The organism is Thalassobacillus devorans, from assembly GCF_900176565.1.
Classification (GTDB): Bacteria; Bacillota; Bacilli; order Bacillales; family Halobacillaceae; genus Thalassobacillus; species Thalassobacillus devorans_A.
In genome coordinates, this window is the sequence record NZ_FXEH01000006.1 from 719373 (window position 1) to 741586 (window position 22214).

Genomic DNA, 22214 nt, shown 5'->3' on the forward strand with positions numbered 1-22214 from the left:
ACGTTACACCCGTAGCGTGCTTTCAATTATAATAGGAGGCAGGTAATATGTGGATTCTATTGGGATTACTGATATTATTGTTTGCGCCGCTCGCTCTGGTTTTCATTAAAGATAAGCTTGGACTCAACAGCAATAAATTTTATGGCGATAAATTGAATAAACATAAGCGAACCTCCAGGGATAAAGCGTATGAAAAAAGTGCCCATTTCACCAACACGATCACCCATCATAACCAGGGCGGCAATCACCACCAGGATGGTGGTTTTCACTAGTGCGAAGTTTCCGTAAAATAATTATGTCAACTCAATCCCAAATTTGGCAAGTAAATCCTTGAAGGCTGGACGTTCATTCCCATCACGACCGACAACATGCTCAGCGGTCACCAGTGAGTTTAAAACCGCTTCTTCTGTCGCTTCCCCAATCGCCCGAAAGGCTGTATCGATGTCTTCTTCATGAATCGTCGGGATGGTTAGCGGCTGAGCTGGCTTGTCGTGCGGGATTTTTACAGCAGTTGAAAAGCCGAGGACGATATCACCACTGCCATGACCAATCGTCGCTCCTGTCCGGGAGAGCCCGGTAACTGACCGTTTAAGAATCCGGTTCAGCTGCCGCTCGGATACCGGCAAGTCGGTTGCGACGATTACCATCACCGAACCTTTGTCCTTTTCCTCCCAGGAATCAAGAAGTGCCTGCTTCAACTCCTGGCCGAGAGGTTTTCCATTCACCCTCAGATCACTTAACATGCCGAAGTTCGATAACACGAGCACCCCCATCGTATATACTCCATGATGTAACTCCATTTGTCGCGACGCTGAACCGATTCCGCCTTTGAGCGAATAACAAAGCATGCCCCGGCCGGCACCGACGGCTCCTTCTTGAAATTCCGAAGCGGTAGTAGTGAGCGCCTCTAACACATGTTCTTTCTGAACAGCCTGGGCTCTGACATCATTCAAAAACATATCGTTGCATTCACCGATGACGGGGTTTACCGTACCGGTCGTCCGTCCGATTTCCGGGTTCTGTTCCATCGTAGCTGCAATTAATGCATCGGCCGCCATTCCGACACTTGCGGTATTGGTCAGTACGATCGGTGTCTCGAGCGTTCCGAGCTCATTTACCTGGATGGTTCCTATTGTTTTTCCGAACCCGTTAATTACGTGGCTGGACGCAATCAATTTTTCTTTAAAAATATTTCCCTGATGGGGAAGGATGGCGGTTACGCCGGTTTGGATGTCTCCATCACTTAACGTGACGTGCCCGACTGTCACCCCTTCGACATCGGTAATACTATTACGTTTCCCTTGTTTCATTTTTCCGATTTTTACACCATAATCTGTCATCCGTTTCAAAATCTATCACCAAGCTTTCGAAGTTGAAATGTGAGTTTCATTGTACCATGAAAGGAGAGGAGTGATGGTTATGAAAAAAACAGCCACTATTATCAATGCCGTAATCAGTGGGATAGTTGTGTTTATGATTTCTACCTTTTTCGCTGGGGGAGCGATCGGGGAAAATTATACCGACAAGACCTTCGTGGCTCCGGAGTTTTTCCTCATTGCGGTAATATGGGGAGTCGGTGTTCTGTTAGGAGCCATATATTTGTGGAAAAATTCGATTTATCTTTTTGTAGTGTCGATGATCCTTATGTGGTTATCCATTCCACTGGGAATAAGGTTTGCTCGTTATGTTGCATCTGTTTTCGCTTGATTCAGAATTTTTTCATCTTTTATCCGAGTAAAGCTTTAAATTGTCAGCAATTAGGCGTACAATGGATAATAATCTAAAACCTCCACTTCAGCTGGAGGTACTTTTTTATCCAGGGCTTTCGTCAGGAGTAAGGGGCGAATAGCCAAACTTATTTATCCAACTAACTGAAGAATCTTATCTAATAAGGAGTCATGAAGATGAAAACAGAAGAACTTGTAATCGTAGAGAGCAAGCATAAGCAGCCGAAACCGAACACCGATCAGATTCCATTCGGCCGAACCTTTACCGACCACATGTTTGTGATGGATTACCATGAAGAAAAAGGCTGGTATGAACCGCGCATCGTACCTTATGAGCCGTTGACACTGGACCCGGCGGCAATGATTTTCCATTATGGCCAGACGGTTTTCGAAGGATTGAAAGCCTACCGTTCCGGTGACCGCGTTCTTTTATTCCGTCCGGAAAAGAACCTGGAGCGTCTGAACCGATCCAGCGACCGCTTGAGTATCCCGGCGATTGATGAGGAAAAAGTGATGAAGTATTTGGAAGAGTTGATCAGTCTGGAAAAAGACTGGGTACCGGACACCCCGGGTACTTCTTTATATATCCGTCCGTTCATCATCGGCACCGAGCCGAATCTATCGGTTGCACCTTCGAAAACGTATAAGCTGATGATTATCCTGTCTCCTGTCGGATCTTACTTTTCCGGCGGCCTGACCCCGGTAAAAATCCGCGTCGAAGACAAGTTCACCCGCGCGGTCAAAGGCGGTACGGGAATGGCGAAAACAGCCGGGAACTATTCCGCTGCCTACCAGGCCCAGAAGCAGGCGTATAAAGAAGGAAAAGCGGACGTGCTATGGCTTGATGGCGTCGAGAAGCGTTATATTGAGGAAGTCGGCAGTATGAATATCTTTTTCAAGATTGATGGCGAGGTTGTAACCCCGGCATTGAGTGGAAGCATCTTGCAGGGAATCACCCGGATGTCCGTCATCGAACTGCTGGAAAAATGGGGCATAACGGTTACCGAACGCCGAATCTCTATTGAAGAACTTTACCAATACCACGAAGAAGGAAAACTGGAAGAGGCGTTTGGGACAGGAACAGCTGCCGTCATTTCACCAGTCGGCGAGTTGAACTGGCTCGGAAAAGAAATGGTAATCAACAACCATGAAATCGGGGAACTATCCCAGAGATTGTATGATACAATTACAGGTATTCAGACAGGGAAGCTTGAAGATACCCAAGGGTGGACCGTCGAAGTCAAATAACCGAAGAAAATCCTCCTAGCCCTTTTCAGGCTGGAGGATTTTTTAGTTCCAATTCCAGTCTTTAGCTATTTAAGCGAACCAAGCATGCGGAACATATTTTCCAGTTCACTTAAAGGAAGGGAAGCCGGATCAGAATCATGTTCATAAAATATCCCCGCCTCCTGCAGGCTGTCGATGTAATATTTCTTCACTTTTTCCACACCTTCTCTGAGCTCATTCCTTCGCATGATATCAGAACCACTCATGTGTCCTCACACCTCCTGTTTGTTGTCCTATGGCCTTTGCTTACTTCTAAGGTTAAAGCAGTTCCAGCAAGGCTTCATCATTTCTGTAAGATAATCTTCCCCACTATTTAAGAAAGTCTCTTTAAATCTGACAGTACAATCCTCTCTTCATCCAACTATCCTCGTAGGCAGAGAGGATTTGTTTTTTGTAAAAAAGCACTAGTAATGCTATACCATCGTTGGATTTTTACATTTTCCTAACATTCAAACAGGAACGTATTTTACACTGAATAGGTAGAATTGTAACTTGCAAGAAATAAATTTGAAAAGGAGTGCTGCAAGTGAACAGAATGTTGCCTTTTACAGTAGTAATTGCCATGGTTTTATCCTTTTTCAGCCCGATGGTGGAAGAAGAGAAATCCGCGTATGCTGCAGGGACAGGCGAGGTTGTTATCAATGAAATTGCCTGGATGGGAACGACGACTAGCTATAATGATGAGTGGATGGAGTTACACAACCAAACGGGCGAAGCTATCGACGTAACGGGCTGGACGCTGGAAGCCCAGGATGGTACACCCGCAATCGAATTATCAGGGACAATTCCTGCAAACAGCTTTTACATAATGGAGCGAACGGATGATTCGACTGTTCCTGATACGGAAGCAGATCTGATTTATGCCGGAAGCCTGTCCAATTCCGGAGAAGCACTTGAACTTCGTGATGCTGCCGGTGATTTAGTCGATGAAGTAGATGCGTGGCACGCAGGAGATAACGATGCCAAGGCATCGATGGAACGACTTCATGCGGAAGGAGAGGGTACCGATCCAGCGAGTTGGGCAGATGCCACAGCTGAGTATTCGGTTGGTTTTGGAACCCCGAAAGGTGCCAATGGCAGTGAAAACGTCAGCGGCTGTGAGGATAGTCAGGAGAATTTATCTAATGTTTCTGAATCAGAAGGAGCTATTAACGTTTACTTCAACAAATGCGTCGATCATACCAATGCCCTCGCTGGAAATGAAGCCAATGACAACGTCAATCTAGAAGACCGTTTGATTGAACGGTTGAACAGTGCTACGGAAAGTATCGATTTTGCTACTTATGAAATCAACCTTCCGGGAATCGTCGATACATTGGTTGCTAAGGCTGCTGAAGGAGTCGATGTGCGTGTAATCGCCGATGCTAAGGATGCCTCTGACCCGCATTATACCGAGCGTTATAAGACGATGAGGTTGTATGTAGAAAAAATGGTCCGGGGTGATGATGGAGTAATTGGCACGGCTGATGATATCCACGTTTTCTCGGATTCACCGATGATGGCAGTGGAAGACAGTACCGCCCGCTCGGAATATGGATTACCGGCTGAGGCCAATGACATTGCGGAAGTGACGGTTGAAATCGGCAACAGCACAGAAACCGGGAGACTGTTTGTTGAAGCGGAAGAAAAAGACGAAAATGCCTATTATTCACCAGGGAATCAGATGCATAATAAATTTGCCGTAGTCGATGACCGATGGGTATTTACCGGCAGTTGGAACTTCACCGTGACCGGCTTATATGGTTCCGAGGAAAATAGGCAAGCAGGCATTCTGGATGGTAATCAGCAGCATGTTGTGGAAATCAACTGGCCGGAGCTTGCCGGAATCTATAAAACTGAGTTCAATGAAATGTGGGGAAGTAATGGAATGGAGCCGGATAAAGCCACCTCGAATTTCAGTACCAGAAAGGTAGATAATACCAAACATCAAGTGAATATCAACGGGGTACCTGTGGAAATCTACTTTTCCGCCGGCGATGATGCCGTTGGCCGGATGACGGAATTTGTAAAAAATGACGCGGACCTGAATACGTATTTCTCCATTTTTGCCTGGTGTGATCAGGAGCTGGTGGATGAATTAAAGTATAAATGGGAAGGGTCCTATAACGATAGGGAAGGTTCTTTGACCGGTTTTGATATAAAAGGGGTGTTTGACACCAGTTTCTGGAATCAGTGGTGGTCTGCCAGTGTAGACATGACAGGAAGAACTGCTTCCCAGGAAAGCGACAACAACCCGAACACCCGCTGGGCCAACCCGGCACCGGTGTATAAAGATGCTGAGTCCCGCAAGCTTCATAGCAAAACGATGCTGATCGATGCAGATACGGAGAGTGATCCGACGGTTATTGTCGGGTCGACCAACTGGAGCAACAATGGTAATAATATCAATGACGAAAACATGCTGTTCATTCATGATGAAGCAATAACCAATCAATTCCTACAAGAATTCCACGCCCGCTACGAACAGGCAGGCGGCACCATGCAGTAAAACCAAAAGCAGCACCCCGGGACATCCAGAAACTGGCGGACCTGGGGTGCTGCTTTGCTGGACAAATTTTTCTTATACTAGACCACGCTGGCGGGATACTAGACAATTCAGGAAGTTTATTAGACATCCTGGAAAGGATACTAGCCACTTTTGGAAATTTACTAGACAGAATGAAAAATTTACTAGACAAACAATGCGTATACTAGACACCATACAAGCATCAAACAAAGTCACCCCGGGACATCCAATATCTGGAGGACCCGGGGTGTTGCTTGTAGTTTAAGAGTGCTGGAGGGCGGCTGCTTTCATGGTGCCGGTTTCTTTGAAGCGGGTATGCCATTCGAAGGCTTTTTCCAGCACATGGGGAGTCTGGCCGCCTTTTTCCCACGCCTCTTCATAATAGGCATAGAGCTGGTCGCGGTACGTCGGGTGCGCGCAATTTTCGATAATCTCTGGCACGCGTTCTTTCGGTGCCAGGCCGCGCAGGTCCGCATACCCCTGTTCCGTCACAAGGACGTCGACATCATGTTCCGTGTGATCGACATGAGAAACGAAAGGGACGACGCTCGAGATATCGCCATTTTTGGCAATCGACTTCGTGACAAAAATAGCCAGACGGGAATTTCGCGTAAAGTCACCGGAGCCGCCGACGCCATTCATCATCTTCGTGCCTAGTACATGCGTGGAGTTGACGTTGCCGTAAATATCGATTTCAAGCGGAGTGTTGATCGAAATCAGACCTAACCGGCGGATGAGTTCCGGGTGATTGGAGATCTCCTGCGGACGTAACAGAAGCCGGTCACGGTAGCGGTCGATGTTCCCATAGACTTCTTCGAGCTTGTTTTCTGAAAGCGTAATCGAGCAGCCGGAGGCGAACTTTATTTTTCCGGCATCCAGTAAGTCGAACACCGCATCCTGTAATACCTCGGAATAGACTTCCAGATCTGTGAACTCAGAATCGAGCAAGCCATGGAACACCGCATTCGCTACGGAGCCGATGCCGGATTGCAACGGTGCCAGATTTTCAGGGAGCCGTCCGATTTCTACTTCTTTTCGTAAAAAGTCAATTAAATGATTCGCCATCGTTGCTGTCTCTTCATCTGGCGGTACGATGGTCGACGGGGAGTCCGGCTGATTGGTGATGACGATACCTTTAATTTTTTCGATATCGACCCGGATACCGATGGTGCCAATACGATCATCGACTTCTGTCAACGGGATAGGCTGACGCTTACCCTGTGCCCCTAATTCATAGATGTCATGCAAGCCTTCAAAGGAATCGGACTGCGCCAGATTCAATTCAACAATCACATTTTTCGCTTTCTCCGCAAAAATAGAAGAGTTGCCGACAGAAGTGGACGGCACAATCATCCCATCCTCTGTAATTGATACCGCTTCCACAATAGCGTAATCTATCGGATTCAGCACGTCCTGGCGTATCGCTTCCGCGGTATGGGACAGGTGCTGGTCGACAAACAGCATGTCGCCCTGGTTGATTTCGTTGCGCATCGTTTTATCAGCCTGGAACGGCAGGCGTTTGTGTACAATTCCAGCTTCAGCCATCAGGCGGTCAATATCGGATCCGAGGGAAGCCCCGGTATATACGTTCACTTTCAAATGCTCTTCCTTCGCTTTTTCAACGAGAGCGGAAGGGACCGCCTTGGCATCACCGGCACGGGTGAAGCCGCTCAAGCCAAGTGTCATCCCGTCCTTTATCCAGGAAGCAGCTGTTTCCTCAGAAACGATTCGATCTTCCAGTCGTTTATCTCGTAATCGTTGTTCATACGTTTGTGTCATACCAAAACCTCCAAGATGTAATTTTCTTATAATTCTAACGTCTTAACGCGTTCATCTCTTGGGTTTTGGTATGAAAAGGCTTAAATTCGTACTGAAATAGAAAATTCACGACATAACTCAGAAAAAATCAGAACGAAAGAATCCTGCGGAATTGGCTTGCATATGTCTGGCTCACCGGTATCTTGGTACCATCTTTCATAATTAATAGAAAAGTAGAATGGGAATCCGGCTGTATCTCCGCAATATAATTAACATTGATGATGTACGAACGGTGGCAGCGCAGAAAAATATCTTCCGGCAAATGGAATTCCACTTCACTTAATGTAAATTTATGGGTGCCTGTGCCACGTTCCGATTGGACCCACGTCTTCCGGTTATGTGCTTCTAAAAACATGATTTCCTCATAAGGAACCGGCATCCAGCGATCTTCCATATGGAGGGTCAGAAACTTGGACAAAAATTTCAATTGCTTCGAAGGTAAGATCGCGGTGACACAGCCCTTCGGATTGCCGGAATCGATAATCGGCACCGAGGTACCGAAGTAAGGCGTGCCAAAAACCTTGCCGTTGATGTAATCGGATGTCTTTTTCCGGACGCTCAACGCTTTGAATGTCACGGTGTTTTCATTGATTTTATCGCCGGGCTTGATCTTCAGGTCTATATGTTTACTCGGTTTATAATAGATGAATTGCTGCGCGTCAGATACAGCAATAGAGGCTTCTTTCGGAAATAATTCTTTGAATGATTCCACCATCGAAGAAATGGAAAAGTAATCCATCTTTCAACACTCCTTCATTACATGCTTCTATTCATTATAAAGAGGTTGTCGAAAAATAGAAAACGTTAACAATCTGAAAATAGTGAAAACGAGGTTGTCCATTAAAGAATATGGTGCAAATACTTTGATTTGAAGCTTGTTTTCCGGTATTATTTTATTGTGAAACACTTTACATAATCCTCCATTCACCTCTCATCCTATATTCATTAAAGGAGAATCTTACCTTATATGTTTTTTGACGCATTTGGCACGGATACTTTTTTACTTCTTACCGCATTACTTTTATTTAGTGGTGTACTCGTAGCTAAATTTTCAAGCCGCTGGGGCATTCCATCCTTGATTTTATTTATCCTTGTCGGAATGCTTTTTGGCAGTGACGGGCTAGGCATCATCTATTTTGATGATGCCAGCACCGCGCAGATTATCGGGGTATTCGCTCTGGTCATCATTTTGTTTGAAGGTGGTCTCCATACCAAGTGGAAGACGGTTCGCTCTGTGGCGCTACCATCTCTATCGCTTGCGACTCTCGGTGTGCTGTTAACTTCACTTATCATTGGATTTTCTGCGTACTTGATTTTCAATCTGACCATCCTCGAAGGCATGCTGCTTGGCGCTATTGTCGGTTCTACAGATGCCGCGGCTGTCTTTGCTGCATTAAAAGAACGGAATATCAAAGCGAAAATGGGAGCGACACTGGAAGCAGAGTCGGGAACCAACGATCCGATGGCCGTTTTCCTTACGTTGTCATTGATCGAACTGCTAACAGCCCAGGATCGGTCGATTTGGATGATGGTTCCGATGTTTTTCGTACAAATGGGGATGGGGCTGCTGTTTGGAATCGTCCTGGGAAAGCTGGCTTCCTTTTCCATCAACCGGATCAAACTTGATTCGAGCGCCCTGTATCCGATTTTTTCCGTGGCTTTTGCCCTGGTAACCTACAGTGTGACGGCATTCCTTGGAGGGAGCGGGTTCTTGGCAGTATATGTGGCCGCTCTTGTTGTCGGTAACAGCGAGCTCACCTATCGTTATTCGATTTTTCAATTTAATGAGGGGTTTGCCTGGATGGCGCAGATCCTCATGTTTATCATTCTTGGGCTGCTCGTTTTCCCGGGGCAGGTATTCACCTCGGCGATTATGCTTAACGGCTTATTGCTATCGGCCTTACTGATTTTGGTGGCAAGGCCTGTCGCTGTGTTTTTGTCTCTTATAAAAATGGGTTATTCGGTAAAAGAAAAACTGTTCATATCCTGGGCGGGACTTCGCGGGGCTGTTCCAATCGTGCTGGCCACTTTCCCGATTGTCAATGGGATAGAAAACAGCCAGGTCATGTTCAATATCGTCTTTTTTATCGTATTGACTTCAGCCCTCGTCCAGGGTTCGACCATTTCCTATATGGCGAAAAAGCTGCATCTTGTCGGACCAAAAAAAGATGTACCGCACCATTCGATTGAGTTGATTTCCATGGGTAAAGCATCAGCAGAAATGATTCAATATCAGGTAAGTCCCGAGTCGGTGGTCGTTGGGCAAAAACTGCGAGACGTCGAGTTCCCGAACCGGGCAAATATTAGTGCGATCATCCGGAACAACCAGGTCATCACACCATACGGAGAGACCGAAATCAAAGCGGGTGATTTCCTGTATATCCTCGTGGAAGCAAAATATAAAGACCAATTGAAAAAAGTGCTGGAACAACGAGTAGAACGGAGAGCCTCCGAATAAAATGTAAACATTCCACTCGTTTGGGAACACTAAAACAAATTGTGTTTCTGCGAAAGGGGATTTCTCATGAAATTCGGCAGCCATGTTTCCATCCGGGAAGGTTATTTAGGAGCAGCAAAACAGGCAGCCGCCATGAATGCGGCTGCTTTTCAATATTTCCCCAAGAACCCGCGCAGCCTGTCGGTCAAAGAATGGAGCCGAGATGATGCCAGGCTTTGCAAGGAGTTTAGTGAGCAGCATGGCCTTCTGTCCATTGCGCACACGCCTTACCCTACCAACCTGACTCCCGCAGATGACCGGAAGCGGGATGAGGTGGTGGCGTCTTTGCTGAATGATCTTGAAATCACCGACGCCTGTGGTTCGATCGGCGTGGTGGTCCATTTTGGCAAGCAGGTAGATGATGGCGATCCCCTTGTCAGCTACCAACTGATGATCGGCGTTCTCAATGAAGTACTTTCCGAGTGGGAGGGAAGCTGTAAAATTCTCCTGGAAAACAACGCGGGAAAGCCAGGCTCGATGGGGACGACGTTGGAAGAGTTGAGCCGAGTGCGCGAGTTATGCGAGGCGCCTGAGAAAGTCGGTTTTTGCCTGGATACCTGTCATGCTTTCGCGAGCGGATTATGGGATGGTGACAACTGGGAAGCGGTGTTGGAGAAAGGGAACAAGCTCGGTTATTTTGATCACCTGGAAGCCATCCATTTCAACAATTCAAAATATGACACCGGTTCCGGGAAAGACCGCCATGCCAATATATTCGGGAGCGGCTACATAACGGAAGAGCAGTTTGGACAATTGATCGCCACCCCACAGCTTGCTGACATCCCGTTTATTTTGGAGACTCCTAAAGATACCCCGACGCATGAAAAAGAAATCTGTCAGCTGCAGAAAAAATGGGGATCAGGTTAATAGAAGAAGAAAAGCGTGAGGCTGAAGCCTCACGCTTCTTTTTATAAGAAACATTAAGGGTTTCACCATAAGGACTTGGCAATAAGCCAAGTTTTTTTAATGAGAAAAATCAAGCATATAAGAGACAATACCCATCTGATGAGAGAAAGGTTCAGGCGTAAGGGCGCCAATTTGGAATTCTGTCAATAAAGTGGACAAAAATAGATCACTCAGCGGGCCACTTTTTCTTCCGCGTGTTTTCTTCCGAAACACTTGGATGCCTCCGCATAAAGGGAAGGATACCAAAACCGATCCTACCCTTTATGCAGAGGGAGTTTGTTCTGAAGCGAGCTTCTGACTTTGGCCCGAATAATAGGCCTTTTCTTTTTCAATAGGGCTCTTATCATCCAAGAAGGAATGCATACGCTTCTGGTTATAAAATTTAATATAAAATTGAACAGCTAAAATAGCTTCAGCTTTTGTAGGGAATACGTATTTATACAAGTACTCCTTTTTTAATGAGGCAAAGAAACTTTCGACACAGGCGTTATCATAGGGTGTGCCTTTCCGACTCATGCTTATTGTAGCTTGGGCTTCTTCAAGGGTTTCTACATAAGCCCTGGAACAGTATTGGGATCCTTGATCTGAATGATGGATCCATCCTGCTTCTGGCTCCCGAAGGGAGATAGCTTCTTCTAAGGCATGTAGAGATAGCGATTGTTTCATATGGTCGTCAATACGAAAACTGATAATACGGCGAGAATACAGGTCCATGACAGGATTTAGATACAAGAATCCTTCACCAGTATGAATATAGGTAATATCTGTAGCCCAGACCTTGTTCGGAGCTTCTGGTTGAAACTCTCGTTTCAAATGGTTAGGAAAAGTTTGATTGGCATGTTTCGAATCGGTAGTCGCTACAAATTTCTTTGGTGGCACTGCATACAGTTCTAACTCTCTCATACGGTTAGTCACTTTCTTCAAGGAAACCGATAGTCCATCCTCATCCCGGATTTTTTTATGAATACGAGGGCTGCCGTAACACCCATGATTATCGTGATAGTGAAATAGAATTCGCTCATCTAAATAACGATTGAATGCTTCCCGCTCTGTTTCTGGCCGCTCTAACCTGTGGAGGTAAGCATAATAGCCGGATGTAGACACACCAAGAACTTCGCACATCTTCGATACGGTGTGTTCTGTACGATGTTCATAAATGAACTCGAACTTTACTCTTTTTCTTGCGTGAAGATGTGCATTGCCTTTTTTAATATTTCGGCTTCCTCCTGAGCTTCAAGCTTCTCTTGCCGTTCTTTTTCATACATCTCTTTGTACTCAGAGGCCGTTAATAGCTGGTTTTGTTCCTCTTTTTCTGCGTTCTTCTGCTTGTCACGATAGCTCCCTACCCACCGCTTAACGGTACCGTAAGGTAAATTGAGCTTGTTGCAAATATCAGTCATTTTATGTCCGTCTAGGACAATCATTTTAGCTACATACTCTTTAAATTCCGAACTGTAACTCTTCATTTTTTTAGTCAAGTGAACACGTCCTTAATTTAAGCTTTAGGTCGATTAAAACATGGCTCACTACCTGTGTCCACTTTCTATACTAGTTCCAAAATTCTCGAAAAAGAGAGACAAATTTGAAAAAAAGAGAGATTGTTGGCCCAAGAAGAGAGACACCCCCCACATGAAGAGAGACACCCCATTTCAAAATTGCACAAATAACAGGTGAATAACTAATTTTAAAAAAACAGTTGCAAAACGACACCGGTGTCGTTATAATAAAATTACAAATAAACGACACTGATGTCGTTTTGGAGGGGCTGGGATGTAAATGGAGAATGGGTTGCTGAGAAACAAAGGGTATTGGACACTGATGGCAGCACAGGCGGTTTCAAGTATTGGAGACTGGTTAAGTATTGTGGCGGTTATTACGATGGTAGGGCTGAAATGGAACGCCTCACCGATGGAAGTCTCAGTCATTATTCTGTGTCTCGCAATCCCGATGGCATTGTTGGGGCCCCTGGCGGGAACGGTGGCTGACAGGTTCAACCGGAAAGCGTTGATGATGACTTCTGATCTCATACGCGCCGGATTGATTCTTGTGCTGGCAGTGGCTGATACGATTTGGATCGTTTATGCGACGCTATTTACCATCGGTGTTTTTTCTGCTGTATTCATTCCGGCCAAAAACGGTAAGCTGAAAGAACTGGTAGCTCAGGATAGTATGAAGGGTGCGATGTCAATCACTTCCATGATAGATTCAATGACCAAAGTGATCGGCCCATTATTGAGCGGTTTGTTAGTAGCAGCATTCGGAGCGAAGGTAGTATTTTTCATCGACTCGGGGACCTTCCTCGTATCGGCATTTCTCGTTCTCTTTTTGCCAAAAACAATCAAGCTGATTGCTGAAAAAGAAGAAGCGGAAGATAAACCGTCATTCCGGGAAGAGTTTAAGGCAGGGATGACTTTCATCCAATCGAATCGCTTTATGCTGGCAGGGTTATTTTTCTTAGGAACCAGCCTATTGATCCTGCAGCTGTCTGACTCTCAAATCATCGTGCTCTTAAGAGAACTCACAGCCGCCTCTCCTGATTTGTTTGGTTACATTGTTACTTCATCTGGAATTGGAATGTTTCTTGCAGGTATGCTGTTAGCGAAAAAGACCGATTACAATGCCGTTCCACTGATGCTCACCGGTGTTTGCGGGATCGGGATCAGCTTTGGTATGATGGCAGTATTCACGTACTTCAATCTAACCTTATCCCTGGTATGGGCGCCGTTCCTGGGATTGATTGCCGGTTTTGCAGCAAGCCTGGTGTTTGTTCCATTCCAGGCTACGGTTCAGGTCGAAACGCCGGTTCATATGACAGGCAGGGTATTTGGGGTGATCAATAGTGTCACGACCACCGCAACGATTATCGGCCCGTTGCTTGGAGGATGGCTGGCAACAGTACTCGGGGTCATTCCAACTTTTATTATCACCGGCTCTTTATTAGTCCTGGCAGCAATGATAGGTTATATTAACAAAGGTAAAATAGAACGGGGGAGCGAAGATGTCTCCGAAAGTGAGCAAGGAACACCTGCAGCAACGACGAGCTGATATCCTGGAAGCCGCTAAAAGAGTATTCATCCAATATGGCTATGAAGCGGCTACCATGAAGCATGTCATGGAAGAGGCTGGTGTCAGCAGAGGAGGATTGTATCAATACTTTTCCAATAAAGAGGATTTGTATGAAACCATCCTAAAAGAAAATCTGTCAGAAGTGTCAGACAAAACGAAGCGTTCCCTTGATGAAAAAACAGCATCATATTGGGATTTATTGCTGCTTCGGGTGTTTGGAGAAGATAAGCAGCCTAATGATGAGATGGATCCTTTGGCGCCGAGTAATCTCGAGTTTTTCATCACAGGAAGGAACGATGAACGTCGCCGTAAATACGGTCAGCAGCGTTACCGCAAAGGTCTGAAAGTGTATGCGGATGTCATCGAAGCCGGACAGAAAAGTGGAGAATTCAGCAGTCAATATGATAGTAAGGTACTGGCACGGACGATTATTTCTTTCATTGATGGGCTGGCACTGGACCATGCCATCCTGCCGGAAGAAGATGTCCAATTGAAAGACCAATCGACAATGCTTCTGGAATATTTAAAAATGACATTGAACGTAGAATGAAATCAGCGTCCCGGGGATAACTCCGGGGCGTTTTTTTGCGAAAGAGGAGAAGCGTGTGATTACCCTCACATACATTAGAGGGAAATTCCGCTAGGATAGAGGTACATTTGATAGAAAAGGAGTGGCTGATGATGAGTCATGAATGTGCTGGAATGAATATAGACAGCAGATCCACACAACTTTGTGCAGCCTTACAGCACTTGAAGGATGAGCATCCAAAGCTTGAAGAAATGATGAAAAAATTACAGCTGGCAGCAACACAAACAAAAGTAACCACAGCAGAGCAGATCACCCACTTGCTTGCTCTCCGGGAAGCGGTCGTATCTTTTATGGAACAGCTCATTCCCCATTCTGAGAAAGAAGAAGGCGTTTTATTCCCGATGATGGGCAAGTATATTGGTACCAGTACCGGTCCGCTTGTCGTCATGGAATATGAGCATGATCTGGCAAAAGAGAGCTTTGAGTCTTTTCTGAATGGGACAGAAAATGTATCCGAAATCGAGGATCCTGCGCGTTTGAACCTCCACGTCCTCGAAGGGTGCACCACACTATTTTCTCATTTCAATAAAGAAGAAAACGTACTGTTCCCGATGGCGGAAAATGTGCTTACAGATGAAGATAAGGAAAAACTGGCGGAGGCCTACCAAGTTTCCACAATAAAAAGACACGGCTAGCTCACCGGCCGTGTCATTTTTCCTGCTGTAAAAACTTACGAATAAAGGAGAAAACCAGTGACCTGACTTCTTCTGATTCATTAAAAAGCGCATGTTGGGCGTGATCGATCTGGACCAGGGTCAACCGACGAAACTTCTTTTGCAAAAACTTCATATTATAACGCCATGCTACAGTCCTGTCTTGATTGCCCTGAAGGACGAACGTCGGCGTGTGCGTCACAGGGTAACTTTTCAGCTTCCTGTTCCAATTGAGCATGGCACCGACCCAGTCCAGCGGAATAGCCCGGCTCTGCAGGGGGTCGATTTTCCGTAATTTCAAATAATGCTCGTCAGAAGAATTAACCCGGAAATTCCGTTTTACTTCCTGTAGGAAGGGAACGATTTTTGCTAAATAATAGCCAATTACTGTCCCGTACCAATGCTCGGAATGGACGAGCGGAGCGGCCAGTATCACTTTGTCAAAGATGTGGTCATGGTTATTCAGCACATAATCGATCGCGATTGCTCCCCCGGTGCTATGACCGATCACATAGAAGGGACCGCTCCTTTCTTTTTTTGCCTGGGAAAGCAGCTGTTCGAGAGATTGGACATAATCCGAAAATCGTTCCACGGAGGCTGTTTCCCCGTCAGAAAGCCCATGACCTTCCAGGTCATAGCTGATTACAGTGTAATTTAATTCATTTAAAAATCTGATAATATGCTTGAGATGGCCGACGTGATCCAAATAGCCATGCAGCAAGAAGACCGTTCCTTTCGAGTGTTTTGGTGCGAACATCTGGACGAGCTTCTTCGTACCATTCGTTTCCACCTTTCCAAAATGAAAGGAGACTCCTGTTGTATTCAATCCATAATAATTTAAATAGGCAGCTACATCCTGGTTTATTTCTACTGGTTGGCTGAAATCAAACGTGTTATTCCAGCGTGATAAACGCTCCAGTACAGCTGTGATATTTTTCATTACTATTTCCCCTTGCTCCTACGTTTTTTACTAGTATCACCACGTACGTTTTTTAGAAACATAAGTTACCATCAGTCCGGACTCTTTTAGATAATTAACAATATTTGGACTTATTTACCAGGTTACTTCCATGGTTGTTCCTGACAAATTCTATACCGCTAGTTAATCGAACTTTGCTATGTTATAGTAACACTAATTGTGCCATCTACCATATAGGAAAGGGTCGAGATCGTGATAGAGAGACATAAAGAAGTGAGAGAATTTATCAGTGAAAAAGTTAAAAGTCAGAAGAGCCAATTGCGGGAGAATCTCCGCTTACACAAAGAAGACTATAAGGACAACATAGCGAATAACGCTGATAACCTGGTGCAATGGCGGGGAGATCTCATTGAGTTATATGCAGAAACCATTGTACTGGACATGGAAGAGACGGAAAAGAAGGTGGCTGAATGGGGAAATAAAGTATCGGATTTTCTGGTCAACATTCAAATGCCGCTGGATTTAGCGCTCGAAGAAATACGCTATTATCGGAATATGATCGGGGAAATCATTCGGGACACGGGAGAAGAAGTATCGTTATCTCTGCGTGACTTCTATGACTTGGTGTCTTCCTTTGACCTGGTTGTCGATCAAGTTGTCGAAATCATCAGTGTTTCCTATATGAAAAAATACAACCAGAAAATGAACGCAACTCAGTCTGAAATCAATGAACTATCGGTTCCAATTATCGAGATTACAGAAAGCGTCGCTGTCCTGCCCTTAGTCGGTGCGGTTGACACCCAACGGGCCCAGCTGTTGATGGACCATGCGTTATCGGAAAGCTCAAAAAATGATTACGATTATTTCATCATTGACGTATCCGGTGTGCCCGTCATCGATACGATGGTGGCTCACCAGATTTTCAAGGTCATCCGTGGGTTAAAACTGATCGGCGTTGAAGTCAAAATGAGCGGCGTACGGCCGGAAATTGCCCAGACGATGGTGCAGCTTGGGGTAGACTTTGAAGACACCCTGTCTTTTTCCAGCCTTCATCGTGCATTGGACTATATCGGATTCGGACTCAAATAAAAATAGACATGCCAGGTGCTGGCGTGTCTATTTTTCTCTTATATGGAGCATTTGTCTCATACTCCATGAAAAATTCTCTTTTATTTTTGATTTTGTCTAATATAATTCCAAAATCGGCTCTCTTATTTGCAGAATTGTCACTGATACCTATCCAGTGTCTGGTAATGATTACACTTGTCTCTTATACGCTGCGAAAACTCACTTATTATGCACAGCTGGCTTATCCCCCGATATGGTTTGGGCCAGCTCGTCGACATGCGCCGTTACAAGTTGTTCAGCCTCCTCCAGGGTTTCAAAAAAGACGTGACGGATGGAGCCGTCATTGTTTTTCTCTGCATGTTTATATTTCGGATCATAATAATGTAGGAGCAGCTGTTCAATGACGGTTCGGTAATCACGCGCCTTCAGTGCCTCAGTTATGATACGTTGAGCCTCTGGCGGGGTTCTTTTTTCAATCACTTCCCAGGCTGCCTCAATCGCTTCATGGTGCTTGTCCGGCTGGTACGTGGATAGAATCGTATCGACCCGGACAGGGATGGACGTATGCACCTGAATACGCGGGCCGGTCTGTTTTCCTTCTATAATAAATGCGGGAACCTCAATGTTACCGAGGCGTTTGCTTTCTGATTCAATGATATAGTAGTCGGTTTCCCCAATTTCCTGGATTCGCTGCCACAAACGGACATCAAAATCCTTTTGACTGCGGTCCGGCAAATCGACACGACCAAACACAGAACCGCGATGGGCAGCAAGCCCTTCCAGGTCAATGACCGGGTACCGCTTATTAGACAGGCGCTCCAGTATTTCCGTTTTCTTCGTACCCGTCAATCCTTCCAATACAATGAAAGTCCGATTCAGACGCGCTGTCGCTTCCAGGTCTGCCACGACCTTTTTGCGGAACGAACGGATGCCGCCTTCCAGCTGATAGCATTTCAATCCCATCAGTTCAAAAATTGTTGCCAGTGTCCGGCTCCGCATGCCACCACGCCAGCAATAAATGATCAGTGGCTTTTTGCCAGAAATATTTTTTGCCTGCTGGTAAAAATCCGGGAGCTTCGGTGACACGAGTGAAATACCGAGGTCTTTCGCTGCTTCTTTCCCAACCTGCTTGTATGTAGTTCCAATCGTGACACGCTCTTCATTAGAAAAAATCGGCATGTTGATGGCACCGGGGATATGGAATTCTGCATACTCTTTCGGAGTCCGGACATCAAGGACGGGACAGTTCATCTCCAAAGCTTCCGCTATCGTCACTTTCTTCATCGATTTCACCTGCTTTATACCTGAGTGTGTATGGTCAGTATAACATGCCCGGCTTACATTTTTCCTTTCGCGTCAACTTAGGTTAGAATATAGGAAGAAAGTATCTGTTCAAGAAAGGATATCAACCTATGGCAAATCATGAGAATTCGGCCAGCACCTGGCCTCTATTAGACACACTAGCCCCATTCCTGCAGCAGGCATGGGAGAACTCCAAATTCCAGAAACCGACCGAAATTCAAAAACAGGCGATTCCGCCGATTTTAGAGGGGAAAGACGTGCTCGCTGAGGCACCGACAGGAAGCGGGAAGACGCTTGCGTATCTTTTCCCCGTCCTGCAGAAAATCGATCCCGAGAAGAAAGATACCCAGGCTGTCATTCTGGCCTCTTCGCGTGAGCTCGTCATGCAAATCCATGAAGAAATGCAAGTATGGAGTGCCGGAAGCGGTATTTCGAGTGCCACGCTTATTGGGGGCGCCAACATTAAGCGACAGTTGGACAAGCTGAAAAAGCATCCGCGTATCATTATCGGAACACCAGGCCGCGTCCACGAGCTGATTAAAAAGAAGAAACTGAAAATGCATGAAGTAAAGACGCTCGTGCTTGATGAAGGCGATCAGCTGCTGGCTCCCGAGCATAAAGGGACGCTCGAAGATATTATTAAAAGTACGCTGGCAGACCGTCAGCTGCTGCTATTTTCGGCAACATTGCCAAAGGTGAGTGAGCTGGAAGCGCAGCGCCTGATGAAGGATCCGGAGATTGTCCGGGTCGGGACAGAATCCGAAAAGCCGGACGTCGACCATGGGTACCTTATTACCGATGCCCGGAAAAAGGTAGACACGCTGAAGCGTCTGACCGTAATTGAAGCGTTTAGGGGGCTCGTTTTTGTGAGAGATATCGGTAACCTGAATGTGCTGGCTGAAAAATTACGTTTTAAAGGGCTGTCGATTGGTGTCATCCACGGCGATTCGAAAAAAGAAGACCGGGTAAAGACACTGAAAGCTTTCCGGGAAGAGAAGTTAGCGCTACTATTGGCGACCGATGTGGCGGCTCGCGGCCTTGACATTCCGTCGCTGAAGTACGTCATCAATTACGATCTTCCTGATGAAACGAGCCAGTATGTCCATCGTGCCGGCCGAACAGGACGAGTTGGATCCCCAGTAGATGGCAACGTTATTTCACTCGTAACCGGAGACGATATCAAAAAGATCGTCAAAATCAGTAAAGAACTCAACATCGATATTACAGAAAAGCAGATGTATCACGGTGAATTAATAGATGCCCGAAAGTAATAAGGAGAGTCGTATATGACAGAGGAAATCGCTGGAAAAACGATGGCTGAATGGCAGGCGGAGTATCCGCTGCTGAAAGAGATCGTGGCAACAGAAGAAGTTTTCTGGGAAAATCCGGATTATCGGCCACACGCTCTTGGGGATGTGGTGTCGAGGGAAGAGCTGGATGAAGCGGCTGCCTTGTTCGAGCGCTTTTTACCTTTTTTGAAAAAAGCATTTCCGGAGGTAGACCTGCCTTCGGAAGGAATTGTTTCCCCCCTCCGGGAGATAGCGGGAATGAAAAAGAAACTCGAGGCTGCTGAGGGTGTTACTATTACAGGTGATTTGTGGCTGAAATGCGACCATGAACTGCCGATAGCAGGTTCGATCAAAGCCCGCGGAGGATTTTACGAAATCCTCCAGTATGCCGAACAGCTGGCGATCGACCATGGTATGCTCGCAAAGTCCGATGACTATAGCAAGCTGTATGGAGAGCCGTTCAAAAGCTTTTACTCCAACTATTCCATCGCGGTAGGATCGACCGGGAATCTTGGTCTCAGCATCGGGATCATCAGCGCAAAAATCGGGTTCCAGGTCACGGTTCATATGTCACAGGACGCGAAACAATGGAAAAAAGATTTACTTCGAAGTTATGGTGTGATGGTCGTCGAGCACCCTGCCGATTTTAGTGTGGCGGTGGAAAAGGGCAGGGAGATGTGCCGTAACGATGAGAACTGTTATTTCGTTGATGATGAAGATTCCAAGAACCTTTTCCTCGGCTATACAGTCGCTGCCAAAGAAGTCGCGCGTCAACTGAAAGAGGAAGGCGTGACGATCGATGCCGCCCATCCGCTGATCGTCTATCTTCCATGCGGGGTCGGCGGAGGACCGGGCGGTGTCGCGTACGGCTTGAAGGAGGTTTACGGGGAGCATGTTCACTGTCTGTTCGCCGAGCCTACCCATGCGCCATCGATGTTACTGGGTCTGCTGACCGGTCTTCACCACAAGATTTCCGTTCAGGATTTTGGCATTGATAATATTACAGAAGCAGATGGTCTTGCTGTCGGTCGTCCATCCGGGTTCGTCGCTCCCATTTTACAACAGCTGATTGCCGGTATTTATACGGTGGAGGACCGGGAGCTGTTTAAAATGCTGTACCACCTTTACTCCAGCGAAAAACTGTTCCTGGAACCATCCGCCCTCGCCGGTATGTATGGACCAGCCCAGGTGACCGGCAAACGGCTGTTCGAAAATCTTGATCAGGCGACCCATCTTGTCTGGTCGACAGGCGGAAATCTGGTACCCGAAAAAGATCGAGAAGCTATGATCAACAAAGGAAAAGCCACCCTTTAGCGAGAGTGGCTTTTCCCAGTTTTTGGAGGGCTCCGGGGTAGTGGACGAAACACCCCGGGTCCTCCAGAAAATGGAAAAATACGTAAAAAAATAAGGCAGTCCCAAAAGTCTATCAAAGACTTTGCTGGGACAGCCTTTTGTTATTTTCTTAACTTCAATCGACGGAATTTAATGTTTTTCGGGTCAAGGCCACTGCCAAGCGACCGGTACAGCTTGCCGTATTTTGGATCGGCGAGCTTGTTGTCTTTATAGTAGACGCGCGGTGTCTTCCATAATGCGAGCAATGCTTCTCCAAGCGGCATCTCATGGTAACGTTCCGGCCAGAATTTTTTAATCTGCTCTTTGACAAGTGGATAATACTTCGGGTTCATCCCCGGGAACAAATGATGCTCTGTATGATAAGAAAAGTTAAAGTGAAGTACATCCACCCACTTGGGAACCGTTACCGTCAAACTGTTTGCCAGTGGATCATTGATCGGGGTAATCGGGTTAAGCCTGTGATTCGTTGAAATATACCCCATTACAATCAGGTTGGCAATCAATAATGGGATGAAAAAGGCAAACAGCCAGTTGGTCAAGCCCATGACAAATAACAGACTGATCCAGAAACCCCACGGCAAGACGACCTGAAGCCATACCACCGGCTGCTTCTTCGGTTTGAATTCTTTCACATAGGTAAAGAACATTTTCAATGAATGGGCCGAAAATTGTACGGCCAGGGATGCGAACGCGAATGTCGCGCGGACAAATAGCGGCAGCCGGTAGACCCAATGGAAAATTTTCATTTTTGATATCTTTTCTAATGTCGGCCAGGCGTCGGGATCTTTTTCCTCATGCTGGGTATGGACATGGTGAATCATGTTGTGCCATTTTCTCCATAGCTTCGGTCCGGTGCTTAACGGGAAGAAAGCGATCGCGCCCAGTAAATCACGGAGCCACGGTTTCCGGACAACCGTGCCATGGAGAATTTCATGTCCGAGAAATCCTAGTCCGGCAAAGCTGAACCCGATAATCACGGAAAGGGTAAGGTTGAGAAGCGGATGCAATTCGAATAGACCAATGGTCAGGAATGCCGCTATCGTCACAATCATATAGGCCAATCCTCCAAATAAACGGGTGGGAACTGGCTTGAACACTCCTTTAGGCAAGTGCGGTTTGATTTGTTTGGCATACCAGCTGAACGAATGAAGGTCGTGCATATTCAGACTCCTTTCATAGAAGGAAAGATAATATTTTATTGCTTCTCATCGTATCAAGGCATATTCCTCTAGTC

22 protein-coding genes are annotated in these 22214 nt (G+C 46.2%); 12 read left to right on the forward strand and 10 right to left on the reverse strand.

Features of this window, described 5'->3' with window-relative positions; translation table 11 throughout:
- Window positions 1–47: 47 nt before the first annotated feature.
- Complete coding sequence (locus B9Y67_RS14545; RefSeq protein ID WP_085507721.1) at window positions 48–272, forward strand: hypothetical protein; 225 nt, start codon at window positions 48–50, stop codon at window positions 270–272.
- Window positions 273–293: 21 nt separating this feature from the next.
- Here B9Y67_RS14545 and B9Y67_RS14550 read toward each other — a convergent pair whose 3' ends face one another.
- Window positions 294–1340, reverse strand: a complete 1047-nt coding sequence (locus tag B9Y67_RS14550; protein ID WP_085509200.1) for a DmpA family aminopeptidase — start codon at window positions 1338–1340, stop codon at window positions 294–296.
- A gap of 79 nt (window positions 1341–1419) precedes the next feature.
- Here B9Y67_RS14550 and B9Y67_RS14555 point away from each other — a divergent pair, with 79 nt between their 5' ends.
- Both B9Y67_RS14555 and B9Y67_RS14560 read left to right on the forward strand, forming a co-directional pair.
- Window positions 1420–1707, forward strand: coding sequence for a hypothetical protein (locus tag B9Y67_RS14555; protein WP_085509201.1), 288 nt, complete (start codon window positions 1420–1422; stop codon window positions 1705–1707).
- A gap of 197 nt (window positions 1708–1904) precedes the next feature.
- Entirely contained in the window at window positions 1905–2975 is a 1071-nt protein-coding gene (locus tag B9Y67_RS14560) for a branched-chain amino acid aminotransferase (protein WP_085507723.1), read from the forward strand.
- A gap of 65 nt (window positions 2976–3040) precedes the next feature.
- Here B9Y67_RS14560 and B9Y67_RS14565 read toward each other — a convergent pair whose 3' ends face one another.
- Complete coding sequence (locus B9Y67_RS14565) at window positions 3041–3220, reverse strand: hypothetical protein (protein WP_085507725.1); 180 nt, start codon at window positions 3218–3220, stop codon at window positions 3041–3043.
- 329 nt (window positions 3221–3549) lie between these two features.
- Here B9Y67_RS14565 and B9Y67_RS14570 point away from each other — a divergent pair, with 329 nt between their 5' ends.
- The gene (locus B9Y67_RS14570) at window positions 3550–5502 is read left to right on the forward strand and encodes a phospholipase D-like domain-containing protein (protein WP_085509202.1); all 1953 of its coding nucleotides are present in this window, start codon (window positions 3550–3552) and stop codon (window positions 5500–5502) included.
- 279 nt (window positions 5503–5781) lie between these two features.
- On the opposite strand, the gene B9Y67_RS14575 is transcribed toward B9Y67_RS14570, so the two are convergent.
- Together B9Y67_RS14575 and B9Y67_RS14580 are read right to left on the reverse strand one after the other, a co-directional pair.
- Window positions 5782–7299 (reverse strand): acetyl-CoA hydrolase/transferase family protein, encoded by a 1518-nt coding sequence (locus tag B9Y67_RS14575; RefSeq protein WP_085507727.1) that lies wholly within the window; start codon window positions 7297–7299, stop codon window positions 5782–5784.
- Window positions 7300–7426: 127 nt separating this feature from the next.
- Window positions 7427–8077: a LytTR family DNA-binding domain-containing protein gene (locus B9Y67_RS14580; RefSeq protein WP_085507729.1), complete on the reverse strand. Its 651-nt coding sequence runs from the start codon at window positions 8075–8077 to the stop codon at window positions 7427–7429.
- 228 nt (window positions 8078–8305) lie between these two features.
- Here B9Y67_RS14580 and B9Y67_RS14585 point away from each other — a divergent pair, with 228 nt between their 5' ends.
- Entirely contained in the window at window positions 8306–9796 is a 1491-nt protein-coding gene (locus tag B9Y67_RS14585; protein WP_085507731.1) for a potassium/proton antiporter, read from the forward strand.
- Between the two features lie 66 nt (window positions 9797–9862).
- Window positions 9863–10702, forward strand: a complete 840-nt coding sequence (locus B9Y67_RS14590) for a deoxyribonuclease IV (RefSeq protein ID WP_085507734.1) — start codon at window positions 9863–9865, stop codon at window positions 10700–10702.
- 96 nt (window positions 10703–10798) lie between these two features.
- On the opposite strand, the gene B9Y67_RS20750 is transcribed toward B9Y67_RS14590, so the two are convergent.
- Genes B9Y67_RS20750 through B9Y67_RS14600 form a run of 3 tightly spaced genes read right to left on the reverse strand, consistent with a single transcriptional unit; the run spans window position 10799 to window position 12219 of the window.
- On the reverse strand, window positions 10799–10954 hold the full coding sequence (locus tag B9Y67_RS20750) for a hypothetical protein (protein WP_176224016.1): 156 nt from the start codon (window positions 10952–10954) through the stop codon (window positions 10799–10801).
- 48 nt (window positions 10955–11002) lie between these two features.
- Window positions 11003–11953, reverse strand: coding sequence for an IS3 family transposase (locus B9Y67_RS14595; RefSeq protein WP_139823724.1), 951 nt, complete (start codon window positions 11951–11953; stop codon window positions 11003–11005).
- A complete protein-coding gene (locus B9Y67_RS14600) occupies window positions 11911–12219 on the reverse strand; it encodes a transposase (protein WP_085505303.1) in 309 nt (102 codons plus the stop codon). Before B9Y67_RS14600 ends, B9Y67_RS14595 begins: the two co-directional genes overlap by 43 nt.
- A gap of 298 nt (window positions 12220–12517) precedes the next feature.
- Between B9Y67_RS14600 and B9Y67_RS14605 the strand changes: the two genes are divergently transcribed.
- From B9Y67_RS14605 to B9Y67_RS14615, 3 genes are all read left to right on the forward strand, one after another.
- Window positions 12518–13786: an MFS transporter gene (locus B9Y67_RS14605; protein ID WP_085507737.1), complete on the forward strand. Its 1269-nt coding sequence runs from the start codon at window positions 12518–12520 to the stop codon at window positions 13784–13786.
- Complete coding sequence (locus B9Y67_RS14610) at window positions 13740–14357, forward strand: TetR/AcrR family transcriptional regulator (protein WP_085507739.1); 618 nt, start codon at window positions 13740–13742, stop codon at window positions 14355–14357. Before B9Y67_RS14605 ends, B9Y67_RS14610 begins: the two co-directional genes overlap by 47 nt.
- Before the next feature lie 131 nt (window positions 14358–14488).
- Window positions 14489–15031: a hemerythrin domain-containing protein gene (locus tag B9Y67_RS14615; RefSeq protein ID WP_254901818.1), complete on the forward strand. Its 543-nt coding sequence runs from the start codon at window positions 14489–14491 to the stop codon at window positions 15029–15031.
- A gap of 13 nt (window positions 15032–15044) precedes the next feature.
- On the opposite strand, the gene B9Y67_RS14620 is transcribed toward B9Y67_RS14615, so the two are convergent.
- Window positions 15045–15989 carry an alpha/beta hydrolase gene (locus B9Y67_RS14620; RefSeq protein ID WP_085507741.1) on the reverse strand — a complete coding sequence of 315 codons (945 nt, stop codon included), beginning with the start codon at window positions 15987–15989 and terminating at the stop codon, window positions 15045–15047.
- Window positions 15990–16220: 231 nt separating this feature from the next.
- On the opposite strand from B9Y67_RS14620, the gene B9Y67_RS14625 reads away from it, so the two are divergent.
- Entirely contained in the window at window positions 16221–17057 is an 837-nt protein-coding gene (locus B9Y67_RS14625; RefSeq protein WP_085507744.1) for an STAS domain-containing protein, read from the forward strand.
- 198 nt (window positions 17058–17255) lie between these two features.
- Here B9Y67_RS14625 and mnmH read toward each other — a convergent pair whose 3' ends face one another.
- Window positions 17256–18320, reverse strand: a complete 1065-nt coding sequence (mnmH, locus tag B9Y67_RS14630) for a tRNA 2-selenouridine(34) synthase MnmH (protein WP_085507746.1) — start codon at window positions 18318–18320, stop codon at window positions 17256–17258.
- Between the two features lie 128 nt (window positions 18321–18448).
- On the opposite strand from mnmH, the gene B9Y67_RS14635 reads away from it, so the two are divergent.
- Window positions 18449–19609 (forward strand): DEAD/DEAH box helicase, encoded by a 1161-nt coding sequence (locus tag B9Y67_RS14635; protein ID WP_085507748.1) that lies wholly within the window; start codon window positions 18449–18451, stop codon window positions 19607–19609.
- A 15-nt stretch (window positions 19610–19624) separates the two neighbouring features.
- A complete protein-coding gene (locus tag B9Y67_RS14640) occupies window positions 19625–20941 on the forward strand; it encodes a D-serine ammonia-lyase (RefSeq protein ID WP_254901819.1) in 1317 nt (438 codons plus the stop codon).
- 140 nt (window positions 20942–21081) lie between these two features.
- On the opposite strand, the gene B9Y67_RS14645 is transcribed toward B9Y67_RS14640, so the two are convergent.
- Entirely contained in the window at window positions 21082–22140 is a 1059-nt protein-coding gene (locus tag B9Y67_RS14645; protein WP_085507750.1) for a Delta(10) desaturase DesB, read from the reverse strand.
- Window positions 22141–22214: the final 74 nt, after the last annotated feature.

Bases quoted from the DNA above. Each gene is read 5' to 3' on its own strand.
- B9Y67_RS14635 (WP_085507748.1), top strand. From the start codon at position 18,449: ATGGCAAATCATGAGAATTCGGCCAGCACCTGGCCTCTATTAGACACA.
- B9Y67_RS14570 (WP_085509202.1), top strand. From the start codon at position 3,550: ATGTTGCCTTTTACAGTAGTAATTGCCATGGTTTTATCCTTTTTCAGC.
- mnmH (WP_085507746.1), bottom strand. From the start codon at position 18,320: ATGAAGAAAGTGACGATAGCGGAAGCTTTGGAGATGAACTGTCCCGTC.
- B9Y67_RS14580 (WP_085507729.1), bottom strand. From the start codon at position 8,077: ATGGATTACTTTTCCATTTCTTCGATGGTGGAATCATTCAAAGAATTA.
- B9Y67_RS14545 (WP_085507721.1), top strand. From the start codon at position 48: ATGTGGATTCTATTGGGATTACTGATATTATTGTTTGCGCCGCTCGCT.
- B9Y67_RS14605 (WP_085507737.1), top strand. From the start codon at position 12,518: ATGGAGAATGGGTTGCTGAGAAACAAAGGGTATTGGACACTGATGGCA.
- B9Y67_RS14575 (WP_085507727.1), bottom strand. From the start codon at position 7,299: ATGACACAAACGTATGAACAACGATTACGAGATAAACGACTGGAAGAT.
- B9Y67_RS14610 (WP_085507739.1), top strand. From the start codon at position 13,740: ATGTCTCCGAAAGTGAGCAAGGAACACCTGCAGCAACGACGAGCTGAT.
- B9Y67_RS14585 (WP_085507731.1), top strand. From the start codon at position 8,306: ATGTTTTTTGACGCATTTGGCACGGATACTTTTTTACTTCTTACCGCA.
- B9Y67_RS14640 (WP_254901819.1), top strand. From the start codon at position 19,625: ATGACAGAGGAAATCGCTGGAAAAACGATGGCTGAATGGCAGGCGGAG.
- B9Y67_RS14645 (WP_085507750.1), bottom strand. From the start codon at position 22,140: ATGCACGACCTTCATTCGTTCAGCTGGTATGCCAAACAAATCAAACCG.
- B9Y67_RS14550 (WP_085509200.1), bottom strand. From the start codon at position 1,340: ATGACAGATTATGGTGTAAAAATCGGAAAAATGAAACAAGGGAAACGT.
- B9Y67_RS14560 (WP_085507723.1), top strand. From the start codon at position 1,905: ATGAAAACAGAAGAACTTGTAATCGTAGAGAGCAAGCATAAGCAGCCG.
- B9Y67_RS14565 (WP_085507725.1), bottom strand. From the start codon at position 3,220: ATGAGTGGTTCTGATATCATGCGAAGGAATGAGCTCAGAGAAGGTGTG.
- B9Y67_RS14620 (WP_085507741.1), bottom strand. From the start codon at position 15,989: ATGAAAAATATCACAGCTGTACTGGAGCGTTTATCACGCTGGAATAAC.
- B9Y67_RS14555 (WP_085509201.1), top strand. From the start codon at position 1,420: ATGAAAAAAACAGCCACTATTATCAATGCCGTAATCAGTGGGATAGTT.
- B9Y67_RS14615 (WP_254901818.1), top strand. From the start codon at position 14,489: ATGAGTCATGAATGTGCTGGAATGAATATAGACAGCAGATCCACACAA.
- B9Y67_RS14590 (WP_085507734.1), top strand. From the start codon at position 9,863: ATGAAATTCGGCAGCCATGTTTCCATCCGGGAAGGTTATTTAGGAGCA.